This window comes from Paenibacillus sp. FSL R7-0345 (assembly GCF_038595055.1).
In the GTDB taxonomy this organism is placed as follows: domain Bacteria; phylum Bacillota; class Bacilli; order Paenibacillales; family Paenibacillaceae; genus Paenibacillus_AQ.
Genome location: NZ_CP152002.1, coordinates 442,059 through 462,844, shown reverse-complemented (window position 1 = coordinate 462,844; position 20,786 = coordinate 442,059). Strand labels below are relative to the sequence as shown.

Annotated in this window: 17 protein-coding genes; 5 read left to right on the top strand and 12 right to left on the bottom strand. The window is 54.3% G+C overall.

Features of this window, described 5'->3' with window-relative positions; translation table 11 throughout:
* Window positions 1–7: 7 nt before the first annotated feature.
* The 3 genes from cysW to NST84_RS01995 all read right to left on the bottom strand — a co-directional run bounded on the left by cysW (window position 8) and on the right by NST84_RS01995 (window position 2,993).
* Window positions 8–871, bottom strand: a complete 864-nt coding sequence (gene cysW / locus NST84_RS02005; protein WP_342564005.1) for a sulfate ABC transporter permease subunit CysW — start codon at window positions 869–871, stop codon at window positions 8–10.
* A 17-nt stretch (window positions 872–888) separates the two neighbouring features.
* Window positions 889–1,728, bottom strand: coding sequence for a sulfate ABC transporter permease subunit CysT (gene cysT / locus NST84_RS02000; protein ID WP_342564004.1), 840 nt, complete (start codon window positions 1,726–1,728; stop codon window positions 889–891).
* Window positions 1,729–1,868: 140 nt separating this feature from the next.
* Window positions 1,869–2,993: a sulfate ABC transporter substrate-binding protein gene (locus NST84_RS01995; protein WP_342564003.1), complete on the bottom strand. Its 1,125-nt coding sequence runs from the start codon at window positions 2,991–2,993 to the stop codon at window positions 1,869–1,871.
* A 377-nt stretch (window positions 2,994–3,370) separates the two neighbouring features.
* Here NST84_RS01995 and NST84_RS01990 point away from each other — a divergent pair, with 377 nt between their 5' ends.
* Complete coding sequence (locus NST84_RS01990) at window positions 3,371–5,671, top strand: alpha/beta hydrolase (protein WP_342564002.1); 2,301 nt, start codon at window positions 3,371–3,373, stop codon at window positions 5,669–5,671.
* A 73-nt stretch (window positions 5,672–5,744) separates the two neighbouring features.
* Here NST84_RS01990 and NST84_RS01985 read toward each other — a convergent pair whose 3' ends face one another.
* Window positions 5,745–6,800: a lactonase family protein gene (locus NST84_RS01985; protein ID WP_342564001.1), complete on the bottom strand. Its 1,056-nt coding sequence runs from the start codon at window positions 6,798–6,800 to the stop codon at window positions 5,745–5,747.
* Window positions 6,801–7,082: 282 nt separating this feature from the next.
* Here NST84_RS01985 and NST84_RS01980 point away from each other — a divergent pair, with 282 nt between their 5' ends.
* The 3 genes from NST84_RS01980 (at window position 7,083) to NST84_RS01970 (ending at window position 9,322) form a co-directional block, all read left to right on the top strand.
* A complete protein-coding gene (locus NST84_RS01980; protein ID WP_342564000.1) occupies window positions 7,083–7,343 on the top strand; it encodes a GlsB/YeaQ/YmgE family stress response membrane protein in 261 nt (86 codons plus the stop codon).
* Window positions 7,344–7,522: 179 nt separating this feature from the next.
* The gene (locus NST84_RS01975) at window positions 7,523–8,029 is read left to right on the top strand and encodes a cytochrome c biogenesis protein CcdC (protein WP_342566325.1); all 507 of its coding nucleotides are present in this window, start codon (window positions 7,523–7,525) and stop codon (window positions 8,027–8,029) included.
* Between the two features lie 330 nt (window positions 8,030–8,359).
* A complete protein-coding gene (locus NST84_RS01970) occupies window positions 8,360–9,322 on the top strand; it encodes an L-lactate dehydrogenase (protein ID WP_342563999.1) in 963 nt (320 codons plus the stop codon).
* 75 nt (window positions 9,323–9,397) lie between these two features.
* Here the strand turns inward: NST84_RS01970 and NST84_RS01965 are convergent, their stop codons facing one another.
* Window positions 9,398–11,392 carry a methyl-accepting chemotaxis protein gene (locus tag NST84_RS01965; protein WP_342563998.1) on the bottom strand — a complete coding sequence of 665 codons (1,995 nt, stop codon included), beginning with the start codon at window positions 11,390–11,392 and terminating at the stop codon, window positions 9,398–9,400.
* 223 nt (window positions 11,393–11,615) lie between these two features.
* On the bottom strand, window positions 11,616–13,925 hold the full coding sequence (locus tag NST84_RS01960) for a heavy metal translocating P-type ATPase (RefSeq protein ID WP_342566324.1): 2,310 nt from the start codon (window positions 13,923–13,925) through the stop codon (window positions 11,616–11,618).
* Between the two features lie 677 nt (window positions 13,926–14,602).
* Here NST84_RS01960 and NST84_RS01955 point away from each other — a divergent pair.
* Window positions 14,603–15,595 (top strand): cation diffusion facilitator family transporter, encoded by a 993-nt coding sequence (locus NST84_RS01955; protein ID WP_342563997.1) that lies wholly within the window; start codon window positions 14,603–14,605, stop codon window positions 15,593–15,595.
* 61 nt (window positions 15,596–15,656) lie between these two features.
* Here NST84_RS01955 and NST84_RS01950 read toward each other — a convergent pair whose 3' ends face one another.
* The 6 genes from NST84_RS01950 to NST84_RS01925 all read right to left on the bottom strand — a co-directional run bounded on the left by NST84_RS01950 (window position 15,657) and on the right by NST84_RS01925 (window position 20,707).
* On the bottom strand, window positions 15,657–16,022 hold the full coding sequence (locus NST84_RS01950) for a metalloregulator ArsR/SmtB family transcription factor (RefSeq protein ID WP_342563996.1): 366 nt from the start codon (window positions 16,020–16,022) through the stop codon (window positions 15,657–15,659).
* Between the two features lie 149 nt (window positions 16,023–16,171).
* Window positions 16,172–16,912, bottom strand: a complete 741-nt coding sequence (locus tag NST84_RS01945) for an ABC transporter permease (RefSeq protein WP_342563995.1) — start codon at window positions 16,910–16,912, stop codon at window positions 16,172–16,174.
* A 1-nt stretch (window position 16,913) separates the two neighbouring features.
* Window positions 16,914–17,630, bottom strand: a complete 717-nt coding sequence (locus NST84_RS01940; RefSeq protein ID WP_342563994.1) for an ABC transporter permease — start codon at window positions 17,628–17,630, stop codon at window positions 16,914–16,916.
* The gene (locus tag NST84_RS01935; RefSeq protein WP_342563993.1) at window positions 17,627–18,538 is read right to left on the bottom strand and encodes an ABC transporter ATP-binding protein; all 912 of its coding nucleotides are present in this window, start codon (window positions 18,536–18,538) and stop codon (window positions 17,627–17,629) included. Before NST84_RS01935 ends, NST84_RS01940 begins: the two co-directional genes overlap by 4 nt.
* A 61-nt stretch (window positions 18,539–18,599) precedes the next feature.
* Window positions 18,600–20,036, bottom strand: coding sequence for a HAMP domain-containing sensor histidine kinase (locus tag NST84_RS01930; protein WP_342563992.1), 1,437 nt, complete (start codon window positions 20,034–20,036; stop codon window positions 18,600–18,602).
* Window positions 20,033–20,707 carry a response regulator transcription factor gene (locus tag NST84_RS01925; protein ID WP_342563991.1) on the bottom strand — a complete coding sequence of 225 codons (675 nt, stop codon included), beginning with the start codon at window positions 20,705–20,707 and terminating at the stop codon, window positions 20,033–20,035. The genes NST84_RS01930 and NST84_RS01925 overlap by 4 nt, the downstream gene beginning before the upstream one ends.
* Window positions 20,708–20,786 lie beyond the last annotated feature (79 nt).

Genomic DNA, 20,786 nt, shown 5'->3' with positions numbered 1-20,786 from the left:
AACCCTGTCAATGAGCACTTTTGCGCAGCAGCCAGCTTTTGATAATCATCGTGATCAGTGCCAGTAAAAGCAGCAGCGAAGCCACTGCGAACGAAGCGGAAAACTGATATTCGTTATACAAAATCTCCACATGCAGCGGCAGCGTATTGGTCTCTCCGCGGATCCGTCCGGATACTACAGAGACAGCTCCGAACTCGCCCATCGCCCGGGCGTTGCAGAGGATGATGCCGTACAGCAGACCCCATTTGATGTTGGGCAGGGTAACGCGGAAAAAGATCTGCCAGCCCTTTGCACCCAGCGTAATCGCCGCTTCCTCCTCCTGCGTGCCCTGGTCCTCCATCAGCGGAATCAGCTCACGCGCGACGAACGGAAAGGTTACAAACAGCGTAGCCAGCACGATACCAGGCAGGGCAAACACAATTTTGATGTCATTGTCGCTCAGCCAGGAGCCGAACCAGCCGCTCGAACCGAACACAAGCACAAAGATCAGACCGCCGATAACCGGCGATACGGCAAACGGCAGATCGATCAGGGTAATCAGAAAGCCTTTGCCGCGGAAACGGAATTTGGTCACTGCCCAGGCTGCCGTTACGCCAAAAATCGTATTCAGCGGAACTGTGATTGCCGCTACGAGCAGTGTCAGCCTCAGAGCAGAAGCGGCATCTGGATCGGTAAGCGCAGCCCAATAGACGTCCCAACCCCGCTTCAGCGCCTCTGTCAGCACGACGATCAGCGGCAGGGCAATCAGCCAGAGCATCACCAGCCCGGCGGCAGCGATCAGCACCCATTTTACTATAGAGCTTTCATTTGTTGCGGATGAGACAGTGCTGCTTCTCCGCTTCGGAGCATGCATCGGCACAGTTCCGGCCATGTTCATTCCTCCTTATTCTAACGTGATGTTTTGCGGGCCCAGCGCTGAAGCAGGTTAATAACCAGCAGCATCAGAAAAGAAATCAGCAGCAGCAGCAGCGCCACCGCAGTCGCTCCGGCATAGTCAAACTGCTCCAGCTTGGACATGATCAGCAGCGGGGCAATCTCCGTCCGCATCGGCATGTTGCCGGAGATAAAGACGACAGAGCCATATTCACCGATTCCCCGGGCAAACGCCAGCGCGAAGCCGGTAAGCAGTGCAGGAAACACCTCGGGCAGAATGATCCGCAGAAAAGTCCTGCCGCGTCTTGCGCCAAGTGTTGCTGCGGCCTCCTCCATGTCGCGGTCCAGGTCTTCAAGCACCGGCTGGACAGTCCGCACGACAAAAGGAATCCCGATGAACATCAGCGCCAGCGTGATTCCAAGCGGGGTAAAGGCAATTTTGAAGCCGTACGGCGCAAACAAAGAGCCGATCCAGCCATTCTGGGAATAAAGTGCGGTCAGGGAAACGCCGGCAACCGCAGTCGGCAGGGCAAACGGAAGATCAATAAGAGCGTCGAACATTCTTTTGCCCGGAAACTCATAACGCACCAGCACCCAGGCCATCAGCAGGCCAAAAAAGGCATTCGCCAATGCTGCAGCTGCAGCAGTACCTATGCTGATACGGTAGGAGGCCAGCACCCGGGGATCAGTGGCAATATCCCAAAACTTGGCCCAGCTCAGCCCTGTTGAATTAATGAGCAGCGCAGATAACGGCAACAGCACCACCAGACTCAGGTACAGTACACTGTACCCCATCGTAATGCCGAAGCCCGGAAGCACCTTGCGCCGTGCCGCAGTCGTAGAAATGACATTCATCTAAGCACCCATCCTTTCCTGCCTTCGGCTTGCCCGCCGATCAGCTTCCCTGACGGAGCAGGCTCCCCAGGCCCGTACATTCACGAATGCCCCAGCTCTTTGGCTGAGGCATCCGGTTATTGCGGTCAGTATCCGTTATATTAGCTTCCCGGCACATAAATCTTGTCGAAGATTCCGCCGTCGTTAAAGTGCTTCTCCTGCGTTTCTTTCCAGGTACCGAACTTCTCGGCCAGGGTGAACAGCTTGATCTCCGGGAACTGGTCCTTGAACTGCTCCTTCACACTTTCCAGTGTCGGGCGGTAGTAGTTCTCTGCGGCGATTTTCTGGCCTTCCTCAGTGTAAAGATAGTTCAGATAGGCTTCAGATACCTCACGGGTTCCCCGCTTATCGACGGTTTTGTCCACGATGGCAACCGGCGGCTCTGCCAGAATGCTCTCGGACGGGTTCACGATTTCGAATTTGTCCGGACCCAGCTCCTTGATGGACAGATAGGCTTCATTCTCCCAGGCCAGCAGCACGTCGCCGATGCCGCGTTCTACAAAGGTTGTCGTTGCTCCGCGCGCCCCGGTATCCAGTACCGGCACATGCTTGAACAGCTCCTGGACAAATTCCTGCGCCTTGGCTTCATCGTTATTGTTGTTATCCAGCGCATAGCCCCATGCCGCCAGATAGTTCCAGCGTGCACCGCCGGAGGTTTTCGGATTCGGAGTGATAACCTCCACGCCTTCTTTCAGCAGATCCGGCCAGTCCTTGATGCCCTTCGGATTGCCCTTGCGCACCAGGAACACGATGGTGGAGGTGTACGGCGAGCTGTTATGCTCGAACTTGCTCTCCCAGCCTTCATTAATCAGCCCTTTATCAGCCAGCGCATCAATGTCATAACCAAGCGCAAGGGTCACTACATCCGCCTCCAGCCCCTCAAGCACCGCCCGGCTCTGCGCCCCGGAACCGCCATGAGACTGTTTAACGGTTACCTTCTGGCCGGTTTCCTGCTCCCAATAAGCAGCAAAAGCCTTGTTATAGTTCTCATACAGCTCGCGTGTAGGGTCATAGGAGACATTCAGCAGCTCCACCGGATCTTTTGCCGGTGCTTTGGTCGCCTCGGCTGTAGCAGCTGCATTATTTGCCGCATTCGTTGCTTCAGCTGCATTGGCCGCTGAATTGGCACTGTTATTCGTATTACCGTTGCTCCCGCAAGCAGTGAGCCCTGCCGTCAGCATTAATGTAAATCCGGCGAGAAGCCCCTTCTTGATCCCTTTCTTCATTCCAACCACTCCCCCATAATTATTAATATAGAAATGCCTCTGAAGCTCATGGTAGTAGAAAAAAAAGACGCAGGAATGCCCACATATCGCAGGTCAAACCGGTCGTGTAGACACGTGTCTGCTTGCTTCAAGCGGGCGCTCCTCCGTCTGTACGGTAAGAACATTTTATTTAATTATTCCTACCCGTTTAGTAGGTTTAGACACATAATACTGAAATCTCTGCCACCTGTCAAATCTTTTTTTCAAAATGGCTTCAAGATTGTACTCTGCTCTTTCTGCGGGAAGCAAATGGCGGTTGTTCCTGCAAGACCCGCTTGTTATCAAAGCTGCAAAAGCTGTAAAGTATTATTATTGCTACATCTTATGGGGGATAAAACATGGGAATGGATTTGGAATATGCTCCACAGCTGCCCCAGCCGCAAAGACCGCGGCTGATCAGGCGCATATTCGGGGAACTGGGCAGACGGATCATGCTGACTTATGCGTACGATACAACATTATGGAGGACGGCACTGGCTGGTCCCTGGACAATATGTACGCTGTCTTTTATTATTGCCGTTCTGGGTATTCCGACAGGTATGGGAACCCCGGCGGATATTATACTGGCCGCAGGAGCCGGAACGATTGTGCTGGCACTCGCCGGTAACCTTCTGGCCCTGCTGCTGTCGCTGGCCGGCTTCCGCTTTCCCAAGCTGTTTGCCGGTACCCTCTTAAGTACCTACGGAGCTGTGCTGCTCATCCTGTACTTTGGAGGTCTGGCAATTGAAGCAGCTGCGGTCATTGCCGCCATTGCTGCTCTGATTGGAGCGGCCGGCGGTTTATCGGCAGGCCTGCTGCGGAGCAGGCGGACCGTCTCTGGCGTGCTGCTGGCTGCAGCTATTTTGCTGGCCCCGCTGCCGCTCTATGGCGCCGGACTAAGTCAGCCTGCAACGGACACCTTAACGGCCGCAGCCGGAGATGTCACTCCTGTTCATGGAGCCGACCCCGCAGCACCGGGCAGCTACAGCTATGAACCCTTCACTTACGGGAGCGGAGAAGACCTGCACCGGGCCGGGTATGGCAAGGACGTCGGCCTGATATCCGCTTCTGCCGATGCCTCAGCCTTCATTAAAAACTGGCCCAAGCTGCGCACGATTTTCTGGGGATTTGATTACAACGCGCTTCCGCTTAATGCCCAGGTGTGGATGCCTGAGGGAGAAGGCCCCTTCCCGCTTGTGATGATGGTGCACGGCAACCACATGATGGAGGATTACTCTGAGGAGGGTTACGCCTATCTGGGTGAGCTGCTGGCCAGCCGCGGCTTCATCGCCGTCTCGGTGGATGAGAACTTTCTCAATTACTCGGCCTGGTCCGGCATTCCTGACAATGACTTCAAGGTGCGGACGTGGATGATTCTGAAGCATCTGGAGCAGATCGGAACCTATGCGGAGCAGCCGGGAAATCCGTTCTACCAGAAGGTCGATTATTCCAAAACAGCCCTCCTGGGCCACAGCCGCGGCGGCCAGGCGGTCGCCATGGCTGCCGATGCATCGCGCTGGTTCAAGGATGATCCTGTACTGGCAGTAACAGACCAGTTCACCATCTCTTCCGTTATTGCCCTGGCTCCGACCGATAAAGCCATCGACGACCAGCAGGCCCGGCTAAAGGATGTAAACTATCTGACACTGCAGGGCGCAAGGGACGGTGATGTGCATGACTTCTACGGGGACCGGCAATATATACGTTCCAGCTACACCAGCGGATCAACAGCCTTCAAGAGCTCACTCTATATCGCCGATGCCAACCACAGCCAGTTCAATACGGACTGGGGGCTGTATGACCAGTCCCTGCCGGCCGGATTATTTTTAAACCGGGCTCAGATTATGGACGGAAATGAACAGCGGCAGATTGCCAAGGTATATGTATCAGCCTTCCTGGAGGCTACACTGCACGGGCAAAGCCAATATCAGGACCTGTTCCGTGATTACCGCAGCGGCCTGCAGTGGCTGCCGGATACAGCCTATTACAGCCGCTTCCAGAGCGGCGGGTTTATTCCGGTAGCCAATTACGACGAGGACCGCAACAAGAACACGGTGACAGGCGGTACAGCCGCAGTGACCGGTCTCGGATGGATCGAGGAAACGGCCAAGGACCGCGAGTCCAAGGGCAAATCGACATACGGCCTTCTGCTTGAACACGATGCCGGAGATGAAGCAGGCTCCTACAGCATTACGCTTAAGGACAGTATAGTCCGGGAGCTTGCCGGATCAGGTGCAGCCGGGCTGACCTTCTCCATGGCGAACCGCAATGCCGACTTGCCGGCAGAGGACAGCGAATCTGATAGTGCGTCTGCCGCTGCTCCGGCTCCGGATGTCGAGGTTGAATTGACTGACAGCAATGATGTCAGCGCCCGCCTGCCGCTGGATGAAGTAATGGATATCCTTCCGCTGCCGCAGACCGAGTTCACCATTAGCCCCTGGCTGGAGGAGCGGGTCAGCGACGGCAAATACGGCGATCTGTCAGAGGCTGTATTCCAGACCTATGAGCTGCCTTTTGAGAGCTTCCTGGAGGAAGAACCTGCGCTTAACCCCGGTGAATTAACCGAAATCACCTTCTATCTGCAAGAGGAAGGTGACCGGATCATGCTGGATGATATCGGCTTCTACACTGGAGATGAAGCCCCCGGCAGATTACAGTAGTTTGCCCTTATTCTCTATAAATATTGCTTAAGGGCCTCCCTGCAGCCGGCTGCAGAGGAGGCCCTTATTGTTGCTATACCGGCAGCGGAACCAGGCAGACCGGAGCAGTAACCTCCAGTTCATTACCGGTAGGAATCAGCCGGCCGCTCTCCTTGTCGATCCGGAAAGAAACGATATTGCTGCTGTCCTGGTTGGCAGCAAGCAGCATACCAGAGGTGATGGCGAAATTACGCGGTGTCCGCCCGCCCGACATCACCCAGTCGCCCGCTTCCAGCAAGCCGGTTTCCGCATTAATATAGAACAGTCCGATACTGTCATGTCCACGGTTGGATGCATACAGGAACCGTCCGCACGGTGACACATGTATATCTGCAGCCGTGTCATCACTGCCCGCCGGGTAATGCTCCGGCAGCGAGCTGATGCTCTGCAGCAGCTTCAAATCGCCCTGCTGTTCATTATTAGCAAACACCGTTATTGTACTGTTCAGCTCGTTAATAAGATAGATCCATTGATTCGACGGATGAACTGCCAGATGGCGGGGACCTGATCCCGGCGGCAGATTGACCTCGCGGTGTGTAACCAGCTTGCCGTCCTCAAGGCGGTAGATCAGCACCTGGTCAATCCCCAGATCACATACCAGCACCCGCTCTCCGGTACTGTCCGGGATGATCGAGTGTGTATGCGGTGCATCCTGCCTGTCCTGACGGATTCCCGAGCCCTCATGCTTGACCTGGCTGGACATTTCCCCGAGTGAGCCGTCCGCTTGAACCGGGAAGGCATTGACATTGCCGCCGGTGTAATTGGCCACAAATATGTAGTCACCCTGCGGGGAAACCGAGACATAACAGGGCGCCCCGCCGTCCGTGCTTCTGCTGCCCAGAGGCTGCAGCGCTCCCGTGCCGGCCTCAACGGAAAAGGCATGAACTTCGCCTTCATCCTGCTCGCTTGCCGCATAGACTACAGTCCCTGAGCTGTTTACTGCCAGATAGGATGGATTCTCAATCCCTTTGTTTCCGCCCAGCACCCGCATCTCGCCTGTATCCTTATTCAGAGCTCCCAGCAAAATGGCTTCGTTTTCTTTTGTATTATATGTACCGATGTAAAATAGCACTTCATTAGGCTGCTTCATATCCGTCTCCCCTTTACAATAAACTGCATTCTATAATGGCTTTTGCTCACATAATATTTACCCTGTAGCGCACAGATTGCCTCTGCTTTAAGCGTCTTAAATCAATATAACATGTTTATATACCCGGGACATAACCATTGTTAAACAGCCATTTTCAGGGCACACTAAACAGACAAACCGGCTTGTCAATACAAATTTATCCACATGGTTTAAACGCATTGCTTGAGGTTAATAGTAACCATCGAAGGTAACACGAACAAACACAAAAGGAGCTGAAGCAAAATGAGTTTTCTATGGATGTTGATCGTAGGCGGCGTGATTGGGTGGCTGGCAGGACTAATTATGGGCAGAGACATTCCGGGAGGCATCATCGGTAACATTATCGCCGGTATCCTTGGCTCATGGCTCGGCGGTATGCTGCTGGGCGAGTGGGGACCAAGAATCAGTGACTTCTATGTCTTCCAATCCATCATCGGTGCAGTAATCCTGATTGCAATCGTCAGCCTGATTCTGCGTTCGGTTGGCGGACGCAGCCGCTCTTAAGCTGAGCATTCAAGGGTAACCCTTGATACAGTTATAACGCATAATTTGCACAAGAAACCCGCCAGGATATTCCTGGCGGGTTTCTTGTGCGGATCGGCTTACCCCGCATTCTGTTTGCAAAGATTTTTCTGCTATAATGTAGAAATAAGTGACACAAATCACAGAGAGGAACGTGTATGATGGGCAATATCAATCCCTCGCTTCTGCATATAGGCTCCACGCTGGGAGCGGTTTTTATGGCGCTGATGGTTATTTTTATCCGTCTGAAGGCAAGCGAACGGCCGGTGACCCTCCGTAAAATATGGATTCCGCCACTGGGCATGTCCACAGGCTTCGCCATGTTCGTGGTACCTGATGTCCGCTTTCCCTGGTGGTGGGCGGTGCTGGCGTTTCTTGCCGGCTGGTTCGTCTTTGCTTATCCGCTGATGCGCAGCACCAAATTTGAAGAACGGGAAGGCCAGATTTATGCCCAGCGTTCCAAGAGCTTCGCTTTTATACTGCTCGGCCTGCTGCTTGTCCGCACCGTGCTCCATGAATTCATCAACCGGTATGTATCTGTCCCGCAGTCCGGCGGCCTGTTCTTTATTCTGGCCTTCGGCATGATCCTTCACTGGCGGGTGTTCATGTATAAGCGCTATACCCTGATGTCTCCGCCGCAGACCCGTGTTCCGCAGCCGCGGAGCTAAACCTGCAAAAAGCATTTCTTATCCTCACCGGATAGGGAATGCTTTTATATTATACGGGATGCCGCGGTTAACCGGAGCCAGATAATTTGCTGCAGGTTTGTCAACTTATATCCCTTCTCAACATCGCCCGCATATAATATTTATATTCAAACGCCTGGTTTATCGGCGCCTTCTGCCCATCATGTGACAAAAGAGCCACACAGCGGCCTATAATAGTCGTTTCTATGTCAGGTAACTTGCTGTGTGATCAGGTAAAATGAAAATATACTTAACCTCCAGCTTCCACAGGCGGAGCCGGGTATTTACTTTTAGAGAGTGAGGGTAAGGCAATTGAAAACAAAATCGAGAAAAGTGGCAATCGTCGGCTCCGGAAATGTAGGTTCAAGCTGTGCCTATTCCATGGTCAATCAGGCCATATGCGATGAGATCATGATGGTCGACCGTACCTATGACCGGGCCATGGCGCAGGCGCTTGACCTCTCGCACTGCATGGATTTTACAGGAACCAGAACCAGGGTCTATGCCGGTACTGCCGGTGATTGCGGCAGTATGGATGTAGTCATCCTGACGGCAGGCGCGAATCCGAAGCCCGGCCAGACAAGGCTTGATGTGCTGGACGCCGCGGCCGTTATCACTAAAGAGATCGTTACTGACATTATGGCCGGCGGCTTCGACGGAATCTTTGTGGTAGCTGCCAATCCGGTCGATATCGTCACATATATGGTATGGAAAATGTCCGGCCTCCCGCGCCACCGCATTATCGGCACCGGCACCTCCATCGACTCGTCGCGGCTGAAGACGCTGCTCTCCGAGGTGTTCTCGATTGACCCGCGCAGCGTCAACGGTTATGCTCTCGGCGAGCACGGTGAATCGCAGTTCGTCGCCTGGTCCCATGTCACGATCGGCGGCAAGCCGCTGCTGCAGATTATGGAGCAGCACCGGGAGCGGTTCAGCAGCCTCGATCTCGATGATCTGGCCCGCAAGACCAAGGATGCGGGCTGGGAAATCTTCACCCGCAAGGGCTCGACCCATTTCGGGATCGGCAGCGCGCTGGCTTATATCACCCGCTCCATCCTCAATGACGAGCACAAAATCATCGCCGTCTCAGCCATCCTGGACGGGGAGTACGGGCAAAGCAATGTGTGCACCGGCGTCCCGGCAATTATCAGCGGCGGCGGCATTCAGGAGCTGCTGGAGCTGAATCTTAACGAGCAGGAAGCGGCTAAATTCAAAACCTCCTGCGGCATCATCCGTGCCGGTATCGAAAGCCTGCAGCTCGAGGAAACCGTGTAGAACTTATCTTTGCACAAATAACCCCCTCCACACACAATTGATGTATGCGGAGGGGGTTATTTTTATAACAGACGCTTAACGGAATCTGCCGACCTCTTCCTTCAGCTCAGCCATCATTGCTGTCAGGCCCTCTGCTTCGGAAACTACCTTACCCATCAGATCTCTCTGTTCTACAGATGCCTCAGCAACCAGCTGGGAGTTCTCCGCCGATGCTCTGGCAATGGTCAGCATATCCGAAATGGAGGCCGTAATCTCCTCAGTCCCTGCAGACATTTCCTCGTTAATGGCGGAGACATCCTGGATCTGCAGCGAAACTTCACGCATGGAGGAACGGATATGCTCGAACGCCGCGCCTACATGGTTCATTTTATCCATACCGTCACCGATTTCCGTAATGCTCTTCTCCATCGATGCAGCAGCATTTGCCGTTGAGGTCTGGATCTGCCGGATCAGCTCAACAATATGCACAATCGACGTATTCGTGCGCTCAGCCAGCTTTTTCACCTCATTCGCCACCACCCCGAAGCCGCGGCCGTGTTCACCTGCTCTGGCAGCTTCAATAGAAGCATTCAGCGACAGCAGCCCGGTCTGATTGGAAATTTCCGAGATGACATCGACAATCTGCCCGATCTGCTCAGACTGCTCGGTAAGGGCTGCGATCAATTCTGAAGTCTGGCCGGCCGTCGTACTGATTACCTGCATCTGCTCCAGTGTGGACTGGATACCCAGATAACCGTTTTCTACCTCCACGTTCACACTTTCCGCCTGGTCGGATACATTAACCGAAGATTCTGCAATCCGCTGCAGGCCGATCGCCATCTCCTCCGTAGCCCGTGCAGACTGCTCCGAGCCCTTGAACTGCTCTTCCATACCCTGAGCCACTTCCTTGATCACTTCAGCAATCTCCACCGAGGTGTTGGAGGACTCATTGGCATATCCAAGCAAGCCCTTAGCAGAAATCGCCACTTCAGCTACTGCTGCATCAATCATTCCTACAATACCGGATAAGGAATCGATCATTTCATTAATGCCCTTGCTCATCTGGCCGATTTCATCATTTGAAGTCACAGGTACCCGTTCACTTAAATGACCCTCTGCAACCCGTTTGACCACTTTGGAGACCGCAGAAACCGGTTTTACCATCAGTCTGGTCAGATAGAGCGCCAGCAACACAACGACTACAACTACACTAATGAAGAAAATACCCGCCACCATCTGTGCCGAAATCACTTTTGCATAAATTTCGCTTTCCGGGGCACTTATCACCAGCTTCCAGTCCGTGCCCGGCACGGTTTTGTAATACGTAATGGTCTCTTTCCCGTCTTCACCCTTAAACGTTTCCGAGCCGCTCTCACCGGCCAGAATCTTGTCCACTGCCGATTTCATATCCGGATTGCTGGCGTATTCCGCGATATTCTTCCCGATCCGCTGTGTATCGTAATGGGCATAGTAAGTACCGTCACTAGAAATAACATATCCGTAGCCGCTGTCGGCGACTTTGATATCCTTGCTCATTTCCAGCATCATCTCAGGGGTAACCGAGAAGGCAATCGCTCCGGCAAACTGTTTGTCCGCTCCGGCAACCGGAACGACTACCGAAATTACATACTTACTCAGGGGTTCCAGGTAGGTCATATCCGCTACAGCCGGCTGCATAGTCTCTTTGGCTTTCATAAAATAGTCCGCCGTTCCCATCTCAGCCGTTAAGCCCAGCATATTGGTCAGCAGCCCGTTTTCATTAATTACGCTGTAGCCTTCAGACTGCCTGTCGCTGTCCTCAAGAACCCTGATGGCCGGGAAAATCGTCTGCGGGTCTGCAGTATCAAATTCGGGATGCAGGGAGATCAGCTCCTGTACAGCCGAGGTTTTGGATATCAGCCATTCGTTAAGCCGCGTGGTATTCATATCCAGGATGGTTTCCGTGATTGCTTCGTTGTCCTCTTTGGTCACCTTACTGAAATAGGTTGTAAAAAAGACGGTTGATCCGAGTAACGGTATAATCGATATGGCCAACAGAATCAGTGACCATTTTTTCTGCATCGAGGCCGTTTTTTTCTTTTTTGCTTTCATTTTCATTTTTGTCCAAAGCTTCACTTCTTTTTCCACCTTTAGTCCTCCCAGCAGTATTAGTTAGCAGCTTCCAATTGCTGTAAATCTATACTGTTATATCGGCAAGAACAGACAATTTCCATTATATTTCATATAAAAAATAAGCCCTTAGACCCACATTATGGAATCTAAACAGGCTTATTTTCATATTTATTCATTAAATAAATTACAATTATAAACGGATTTAAGATAGCCCTCGGGGAGCCTTCAGAGCGCGGACGCTGTTCAGCACCGCCAGTACGGTAACGCCTACGTCGGAGAATACAGCTTCCCACATCGTGGCAATCCCGAAGGCACCCAGCAGCAGGAACAGCCCTTTTACCGCGAGGGCAAAAATAATGTTCTGCCAGACAATACGCCGTGTCCGCTTGGCAATCCCGATCGCTGCAGCAATTTTCGACGGCTCATCCGTCATAATCACAATGTCTGCCGCTTCAATCGCTGCATCCGAGCCGAGCCCGCCCATCGCAATTCCGACATCGGCCCGCGCCAGCACAGGGGTATCATTAATGCCGTCGCCGACAAAAATCATGTTCTCCCGCTTGCCCTTTTCCTGCTCCAGCCGTTCAACCGCCTCAACCTTATGCTGCGGCAGCAGGCCGGCATGGATTTCATCAATCCCAAGCCGGGCTCCGACAGCCTCAGCAACAGTCTGGGTATCCCCGGTCAGCATGACGGTTTTGCGGATGCCGAGTGCTTTAAGCGCCTTGACCGCCGCCAGCGAGTCCTCCTTCACTTCATCCGCAATGATCAGATGTCCGGCGTACCGCTGATCTACTGCGAGATGAACGACAGTCCCGCTCTGGGCAGGTACAATTGCTGCAATTCCCTCACGCTCCATCAGTCTGGCATTTCCGGCAAGCACTGCTCTGCCCTCCACCTTAACCGAAATCCCGTGTCCGGAAATCTCGTCATAGTCCCCCGTTGCTTCCATTTCAATCTCCTGCCCGTAAGCAGCACGTATTGATTCAGCAATCGGGTGACTGGAGTGGCTCTCCGCATAAGCGGCCGTCCGCAGCAGTTCCTCTTCCGTAAAGCCTTCCGCCGGATATATTCCTGTAACAGTGAACTGTCCCTTTGTTAACGTACCGGTCTTATCGAAGACAACAATTTTCACATCGTTTAGCGCTTCAAGATAATTGCTGCCCTTAACCAGAATTCCGCTGCGTGATGCGGCTCCGATGCCCCCGAAGAAGCCGAGCGGGATCGAAACGACGAGCGCGCAGGGACATGAGATGACCAGGAAGACCAGCGCACGGTATATCCAGTCGGAGAAGGTGGCTCCGCTGATCACCAGCGGGGGAACAACCGCCAGCAGCAACGCAGTAATCACAACCAGCGGCGTATAGGCCCGGGCAAATTTGGTAATAAAGTTCTCCGTTTTGGCTTTGTTGCCGGCTGCATTCTGCACCAGCTCGAGAATTTTGGATACCGCTGATTCCCCGAACGTCTGCGTAACCTCTACCGTAACTACACCGTTGCGGTTAATAAAGCCGCTCAGCACCCGGCTGCCCGGCTCTGCCGAACGCGGCACCGATTCGCCGGTGAGGGCGGAGGTGTCCATCATAGCGCTGCCTTCCAGGATCGTTCCGTCGAGCGGCACCTTCTCTCCCGGCTTCACGACAATGATATCCCCGATCTCTACTTCCTCAGGCGATACCCGGCGCAGCCCGCCGCCTTCCTTCAAAAAAGCAAACTCCGGGCGGATATCCATCAGCGCAGTAATGGACCGGCGGGAGCGGTTCACAGCCATTCCCTGGAATAGCTCGCCCACCTGGTAAAAGAGCATAACGGCCACCCCCTCCGGATATTCGCCGATGGCAAAAGCCCCGATCGTTGCCAGTGCCATCAGGAAATTCTCATCAAATACCCGGCCCCGGATAATATTCCGGGCCGCCGACCACACGACCTCGCCGCCAACGATCAGATAAGCGGCCAGAAAGAGCAGCAGCTCCGGTACACCGCCGAGCGGCAGCAGCATGGCGGCAGCGGCCAGAATGCCGCCTCCCGCAAGCCGCAGGATAATCCGCCGGGTATCACCGGCCCCGTGATCGTGGCTATGGCCATGGGCGTCATCGCCGTGCGTGTGGTCATGACTGTGAGCATCGGCATCACCGCGGGTGTGTTCGTGGCCGTGCGTATCGGCATCGCTGTGGGCGTGTTCGTGGCCATGGTCGCCGTGGGCGTGCTCATGTCCGTGGGCGGTGGCTCCGTCGGCATGAGCTGCCCGGACTGTGCCGGGCTGCGTCTTCGTGCGGACGCCTCCGGCCTTCAGCTCCCGCAGCTTCACATGCGGTTCAAGGCTTGTTACTGTCTGCCGGGCCCGCTCGCTTATACTGTCTGCCTGATCAGCAGGGGTCTCTAGTGTCATTGTCTTCATAGCAAAATTAACGGAACAAGCAGTAACGCCGTCGATTTTGGAAACTTTGTTCTCTATCTTCATCGCACAATTTGCACAGTCCAGCCCGTCAAGGACCCACTGGCGCTTCACCATACCGTCAGCCGTACTCAAATGACTCATCTCCCTTGGATAAAACAATATATGAGTATTTGTTCATATGTTAACTTAAACACATTATATTCTCCTTAAACTTACAGTGTCAATGCAGATTCTGCATAATATGCCCATTTGCTGTGATGATATAGAAGATATTTATCTCACTGCTCAAACTGCGAATCCTCAGTATCTAGCGGCCAGCAATCTTCCGTAGTGCAAACTTGTCGAGATGGTAATCAGCATAGTTGTATTCTGTGCAGTTAAATAGCTGATGTTAAGAAAAATAGGCGTTTTAGCTGTACAGAGTGCAGTTAAGTAAAAATAATAACTGACGGCAGCTTGTAATTCTGCCATAACAGGGATAAGATTAACATATGAGCAGTTATTCATATGTTAATCCAGGAAGGGGCTTTTTTATGAATCCAAACCGCCACCCCGGCAACGGAAAAGCTAATAGTAGTTCGCCGCAGAATAATACCCGCCATGACAATCACAGACCTTCAGCTCTTAAGCAAGATTCAATTGACGAAGCTGTCAGTATAAACGAAGACGCCCATCACCTTGAGCAACACCGCACAGAGAATGAACATGCTCAAGGTAACAGTCAAACTGGAAACCGTTTTTCATCTGATCATACATATACTGAACACAGCAACTCTAATGAACACAACCAAATGCAGCATAGTTACCTTAAAGGACATAAGCACACAGAGCACGACCATACACTTGAAAGCAATCAAACAGAGCACGACCATACTCATGAGCACAGTCATGCTCACGGACATACCCATGCCCACGCCCCGGCCGACCGGAAAGGCCTGCTGATCGCCTTAATTATCACCGGCGGCATTATGCTGCTCGAGTTTTTCGGGGGACTGGTTACCGACAGCCTGGCGCTGCTTTCCGATTCCGGGCATATGCTCAGTGATACCGCTTCGCTGGCATTAAGCCTGGTTGCCATGATTTTTGCCGTCAGACCGGCCTCTGCCAAAAATACTTACGGGTTCTACCGGTTTGAAATTATGGCCGCCCTGTTTAACGGGGTTACCTTGTTTGTGATCTCCGGCTTTATAATGTGGGAGGCCTTCCAGCGCATCGGTTCCCCTCCTGAAGTCGCCAGCGGCACCATGATGATTATCGCTGCCATCGGCCTGTTGGCCAACCTTGTAAGCGCCTGGTCACTGCTGCGTAAGAGCAGCGGACATGAGAACATCAACATCCGCAGCGCCTATCTGCATATCGTCAGTGATGCTCTCGGCTCTGTCGGCGCTCTGCTGGCTGGTCTGGTTATGTCGCTGTTCTCCTGGTACATGGCCGATCCGATCATCAGCGTAATTGTGGCGCTGCTGATTCTGCGGAGCGCCTGGGGCGTGGTGAAGCAGGCTTTTCACATTCTGATGGAGGGTGCTCCTCAATCTGTGGATTCCGGAGCTGTCAGCGCTACACTCCTAGGCATCGATGGTGTATTGGATGTCCATGATCTCCATATCTGGAGCATCACCTCCGGTTTGGACGCGCTCAGCGGACATCTGCTGATTGAGGACAGCCGCAGTCATCAGGATATTTTGCAGCAGGCCGTCAAGCTTATAGAGCAGCAGTATGGCATCCGGCATGTAACTTTGCAGGTCGAAAACTCCGCTATGCAGCATGAGGATTTAAAAGTGTGAACGCAAAAGAAACCGTCCCGGGGCTGATAACCCTAAGGACGGTTTCTTGTATGCAGCTGCTCTATTCGTGCCGGATATGCTCATGTGTCTGCAGAAAAATCTGCTCGACATGCGCGTCGTTCAGCGAATAATATACCGTTTTGCCTTCTTTGCGGCGCTTTACAATCCGCAGATTCCGCAAATAGCGGAGCTGATGGGATACCGCCGACTGTCCCATATCAAGAAGAGTGGACAAATCGTGCACGCACAGCTCTCTTTGCGATAAAGCGTAGATCATCCGCACTCTTGTCGGATCGCCGAGCGCCTTGAACATCTCGGCCATTTTGTCCGTGGTTCCCCGGTCTGGCAGAATGAGCTCCGCTGTCTCCGGCCCCAGCTCCGAACCGCTGCAGGTGTTATCGCATTCTTCAAGTGCTGCCGGCTCCATGCTTCCGCCCTCCTAATCAAGCTTCCCGGTCACACCGGTCATTAATAAGATTCTCTACGATTAACTATAATAAAAACTCCCGACAATGTCCATTGAGATAACCGAAGAGCCGGAGGGACGAGAGGTTTCGGGTTTCGGCTAGCAACCGCTTAAACCGCCTTGTGCCGGAAGGCCAGCAGGCCGGCCCCCAGAAATAAGATCAGGCTGACGGACACGACCAGCATGAGCGTCTGAGCGGGCAGAACGAAGGCCCCGAACTCGTCCCCTCCAAAAGGTGACATAGCCAGCAGCGGCTGGGCCCAGGGATAATAAGGCGCATACGTAGCCGAGTTGACGACCAGTATATTGGGGATCGTCAGGCTTACATTGAGCGCAAGCGGTGCACCAAAGCTGCTCCAGCCCTGGGAGACACCCAGCTGCAGCGCAGCAAGCGGCAGACAGGCAAACCAGCCGCCCAGCACGCTTGAGAATAGCAGCGGCCAGGGTACAGGTCCCTCTGCCCCGCGGTACATCCCCATGCCCAGCAACGCCGCCAGAAAGAGCAGCTGGACAAGAGCAAGCAGCAGCATAATGATAGTAAACTTCGCAAGGTACAGCGATGTTCGTGTTACAGGAAGCGACAGCAGCATCTTCCAGCCGCCTTCACTATGCTCAGACCGGCAGATGAGCGCCGCGAACAGTCCTGTTAGCACAGGAAGAAATAACAGGGCATGCATCAGGGACATGACATTCAGCAGCACCTGCCAGGATACCGCCACCCCGTCCTGCCGCATATCGGCCAATGCTCCCACCGGCAGTGCTATTACCGGACTGATCACTACCAGCAGCCAGATAGAGGACCTGGACAGCTTCAGTCTCTCGGCAGAGAGAATTCTCCAGAATCTCAGCATCTTAATCCACATCCTTTCGCGCGAAATGCAGCGCTCCCGGCAGAATCACCAGCAGGCCAAGCAGCAGGCCGGCTGTGATGAACAGCCACGGTGACTCTGCCTCCCAGGCAAGGGCCGGCCAGGTCAGCGGCATCCATTCGGACAGGTACATGGAGAAGATACTGAGCAGCGACAGCGTAATGCCGGCAGCTACCGGAAAGGTCTGATTGCGGCTGGAGAGGGAGAGCCACAGCTGCAGTGCAATGACCGGCAGCGCACCGGCGTAAGAAGCCAGCCCAAGCCGCAGGATATCGGCAAAAGGTACCGGCTGGGAGCCGAAGCCAAGGAGCAGCCCCAGGCCGAGTGTCCCTGCAGACAGCAGCAGACAGGAGCAGGCCAGCAGCAGCAGGCAGAGCAGCAGCTTGGCCATAAAGACGGAGACGCGTGAAACCGGAAGCGCCAGCAGCTGCTTCCACGAGCTCATCTGATGCTCGACATTCGCAATCAGGGAGCAGATCAGCGTACCGCCCAGATACAGGGCGATCGGCACGAAGCCGGCTACATTACTGAGCAGTCCGCCCCATAGATCCGTCTGATATTGCCCTTTTAAATAATCATAACGGATGCCAAAATTCAGCCCCTGCATCGCAGTGAGGCCAAGCGGTCCAAGAAAGACAAGAAACCACAGGCCCTTGCCGCGTATTTTGAGCCAGTCCGCCGACAGCGCCCGCCACATCATGAGGCTCCCCCCTCAACGACCTGCAGGAAGAACTGCTCCAGGGACTGCCGCCGTTCCTCCACCCGGTAGACCGCGTGCCCGTTCTCCACCAGCTCCTTGATCAGCAGCGCTACACGGGCATCGCTCATCCGCGGCAGAACAATCCGGCTCTCCTGCAGCGAACCGCCGCAGCCCCGCCGCTTCGCCAGCTCAAGTGCAGCCTCCGGCTCGGATACCGCCAGCCGCAGATCACCGGCGGCCTGTTCCTGCAGATGGGCAATCGTATCCTGATACACCATCTTGCCCTGGCGGATAATACCTACGGTATCGGCCATTTGCTCAATTTCGCTAAGCAGATGGCTGGAGACGAGCACTGTAATCCCGTGCTCCGCAGGGAGCCGCTTGATCAGCGACCGGATCTCCTGAATGCCGGACGGGTCAAGCCCGTTGGTCGGCTCATCGAGAATCAGCAGCTCCGGACTGCCCAGCAGGGCGGCGGCAATTCCCAGACGCTGCTTCATCCCCAGCGAAAAGCCTTTAACCGGCCGCTTCTCTTCACCGGTCAGGGAGACAATATCGAGCACCTCGGCAATCCGGGACTTGGGAACATCCAGAATCCGGCGGATTGCCTCCAGATTGTCTACTGCATTCAGATGCCCGTAATAAGACGGCGACTCCACGAGCGAGCCTACCCTGCGCAGAATCTGCAGCCGGTGTTTCTTCAGCTCCCGGCCGAAGATTTCGATCTCTCCGGAAGTAGGCTTGATCAGCCCAAGCAGCATGCGGATGGTCGTCGTTTTGCCGGCGCCGTTGGGTCCGAGGAAGCCGTAGATTTGCCCCCGTCCGATATTCAGCTCCAGATGCTCCACCGCAGCCCGGCCACGATATACTTTTCTTAATCCGCTCGTTTTGATTACAGTTGATTTCATTAGTCATTCACCTCGGTATCCACTATAACGTCCCGAGGTTAAAGCAGCGGCTGCAGCAAGTTTAAATTTTGTTTAAATTTCGTTCCGGCAGCTGAAGGATTGTAACCGTTGTCCCCTGCGCAGAGCTGTCTGTCTCCGATACCAGCTCCATCCGTTTCAGCAGCAGATCAACAATCGACAGGCCAAGCCCGGCACCCGCTGACCCGGGTGAACTGTCCATGCCCCGGCCCCGGTCAGAGATGACAATAGCCTGCCCTTCTTCACGCACCACAATGTCTATGCCGACATACCTTCCGCTGCGCGCGTGGCGGACAATATTTTGAAAAAGATTATCGAGAATCCGCCGGAACCAGCTCTCATCGACAATCCAGTATAAGGGCTCCCCCTCCAGGCTGATATCCACCTCGAACCCTTCCTTTTCCCAAAGAGGGTACCAGGCAGCTGCACTTTCCCGTACGATACGCAACACATCCTTGCGCTCAGGGTTCAGGGTCACCCGGCCGCTGCTGAGCAGGTTGTAGGATAGCAGATTATCAATCAGCCCGCTGAGGCTTTCGATCCGCTCGTCCATTAGTTGAATGGACTCCTGGCCGCGCCGGGATAACCCTTCCTTGCCCAGAACATGGAGGTGGCTGCGTATTACTGTCAGCGGGGTCCGCAGATCATGCGACAGGTCGGCGACCAGCCGCTTGCGCAGCCCTTCCTCTTCTGCCTCCCGCCGGCGGCTCACAGACAGCTCTGCAACCATACGGTTGAAGGCCTCCTCCAGCCGGCCGATTTCGTCTCCTTTACCGGGCGCGATCGGTTCTGGAAGTCCCTCGCCTCCCGGAAAGCTCATCGCCGTCTGAAGCCGCAGCAGGCGCTTGCGGATTCCGGTAAAGAACAGCCAGGACACCGCCACAAACAAGGCAAAAAAGGCTAGCAGCATGAAAATATACCAGGAGCCCAGGCTCTGAAAGCGGTAGGCCTCGGTAATCTTCTCGGGAATCTGCATAACCAGAAAGCCCTCTCCGGCATCTGCACGGTCGCCTACGAACGCGACAATGGCCAGCGGGTCCTGCCTGGCCGCTTCCTTCATAAAGGCAATGGCTTCCGGCGCACTCCACTGCGGAGGTATTCGGTCTATACCCAGCTGCTCCTGCAGCTGCGGGTCCTCCGGCGTATGAATCATTCGGGTCCGCCCTTGTCCGTCCACCCAGAATATGGAAGCCATCGGATAGCTGCCGCTTAGTTCCTCCAGCCGTCGGTCAACCGCTGCAGGCGTCTGCCCGGACAGCTCCAGCGCCTCCTGATGCCACTGCTCTTCCAGGGCCCCGATATTGGAGTACAATTTGTATTCTTCCGGCGGTTTTTCAACAGTCTGGAGATTAAACAGGCTATAGCCTGCAAAAGTCAGCGGAATCCCGACCGGGATAAACAGCAGCGCTGCAACAATGATCAGCAGATAGCGGGACAGCAGGGATTGCTGGCGTCCAAACGGGCTCCTCCGCCTGCTCATGCCCTTACCCGGTAGCCGATTCCCCGGACCGTCTCAATAATCTCCGGGGAAGCCGGATCAAGCTCCAGCTTTTCGCGCAAATAGCGGATATGTACCATCAGTGTCTTATCCCCTTCGATATAGGCCTCGCCCCAGACCGCCTCATAAATCTGCTCCTTGGTCAGGATCTGCCCGAGATGGCGCAGCAGATAGGTGAAAATCTGAAATTGCTTGCCGGTGAGCAGGATCTCGCGGCCGGTTGCCGCCTCCTGAATCACATTGTTTCCCTCATACACAACAAGATGTTTCAGGGTAAGCGGAGCAGGATCGGCCGTACCGGTACGTCTCAGCAGAACTTCGATTCTGGCGGCCAGCTCATCGGGATGGAATGGCTTGGTCAAATAGTCATCTGCGAACTCCAGTCCCTGCAGCTTGTCATCTATAGAGGTACGGGCAGATAACATCAGAACCGGGAGATTCGGAAAGGCCCGCTTTAGCCGCTGTCCGACTGTAAAGCCGTCAAGTCCGGGCAGCATAACATCCAGAATCGCCAGCTGGCAGCCAACTGCAGCCTCCGCAGCCCCCTCGCCGCTCTCCAGCCAGCGGACTGCATACTTTCTTTCCCGCAGATCTGCAGAAACAGCGCTGCCGATCTCCCGGTCATCTTCCACATACAGCAATGTAATACTCATAGTCCCTCCATCTATGCCTGATTTTCTCCGTTCGCAAATAATCCCCGGGACGGCGGATAAACCGCATTCGCTCCGGGGA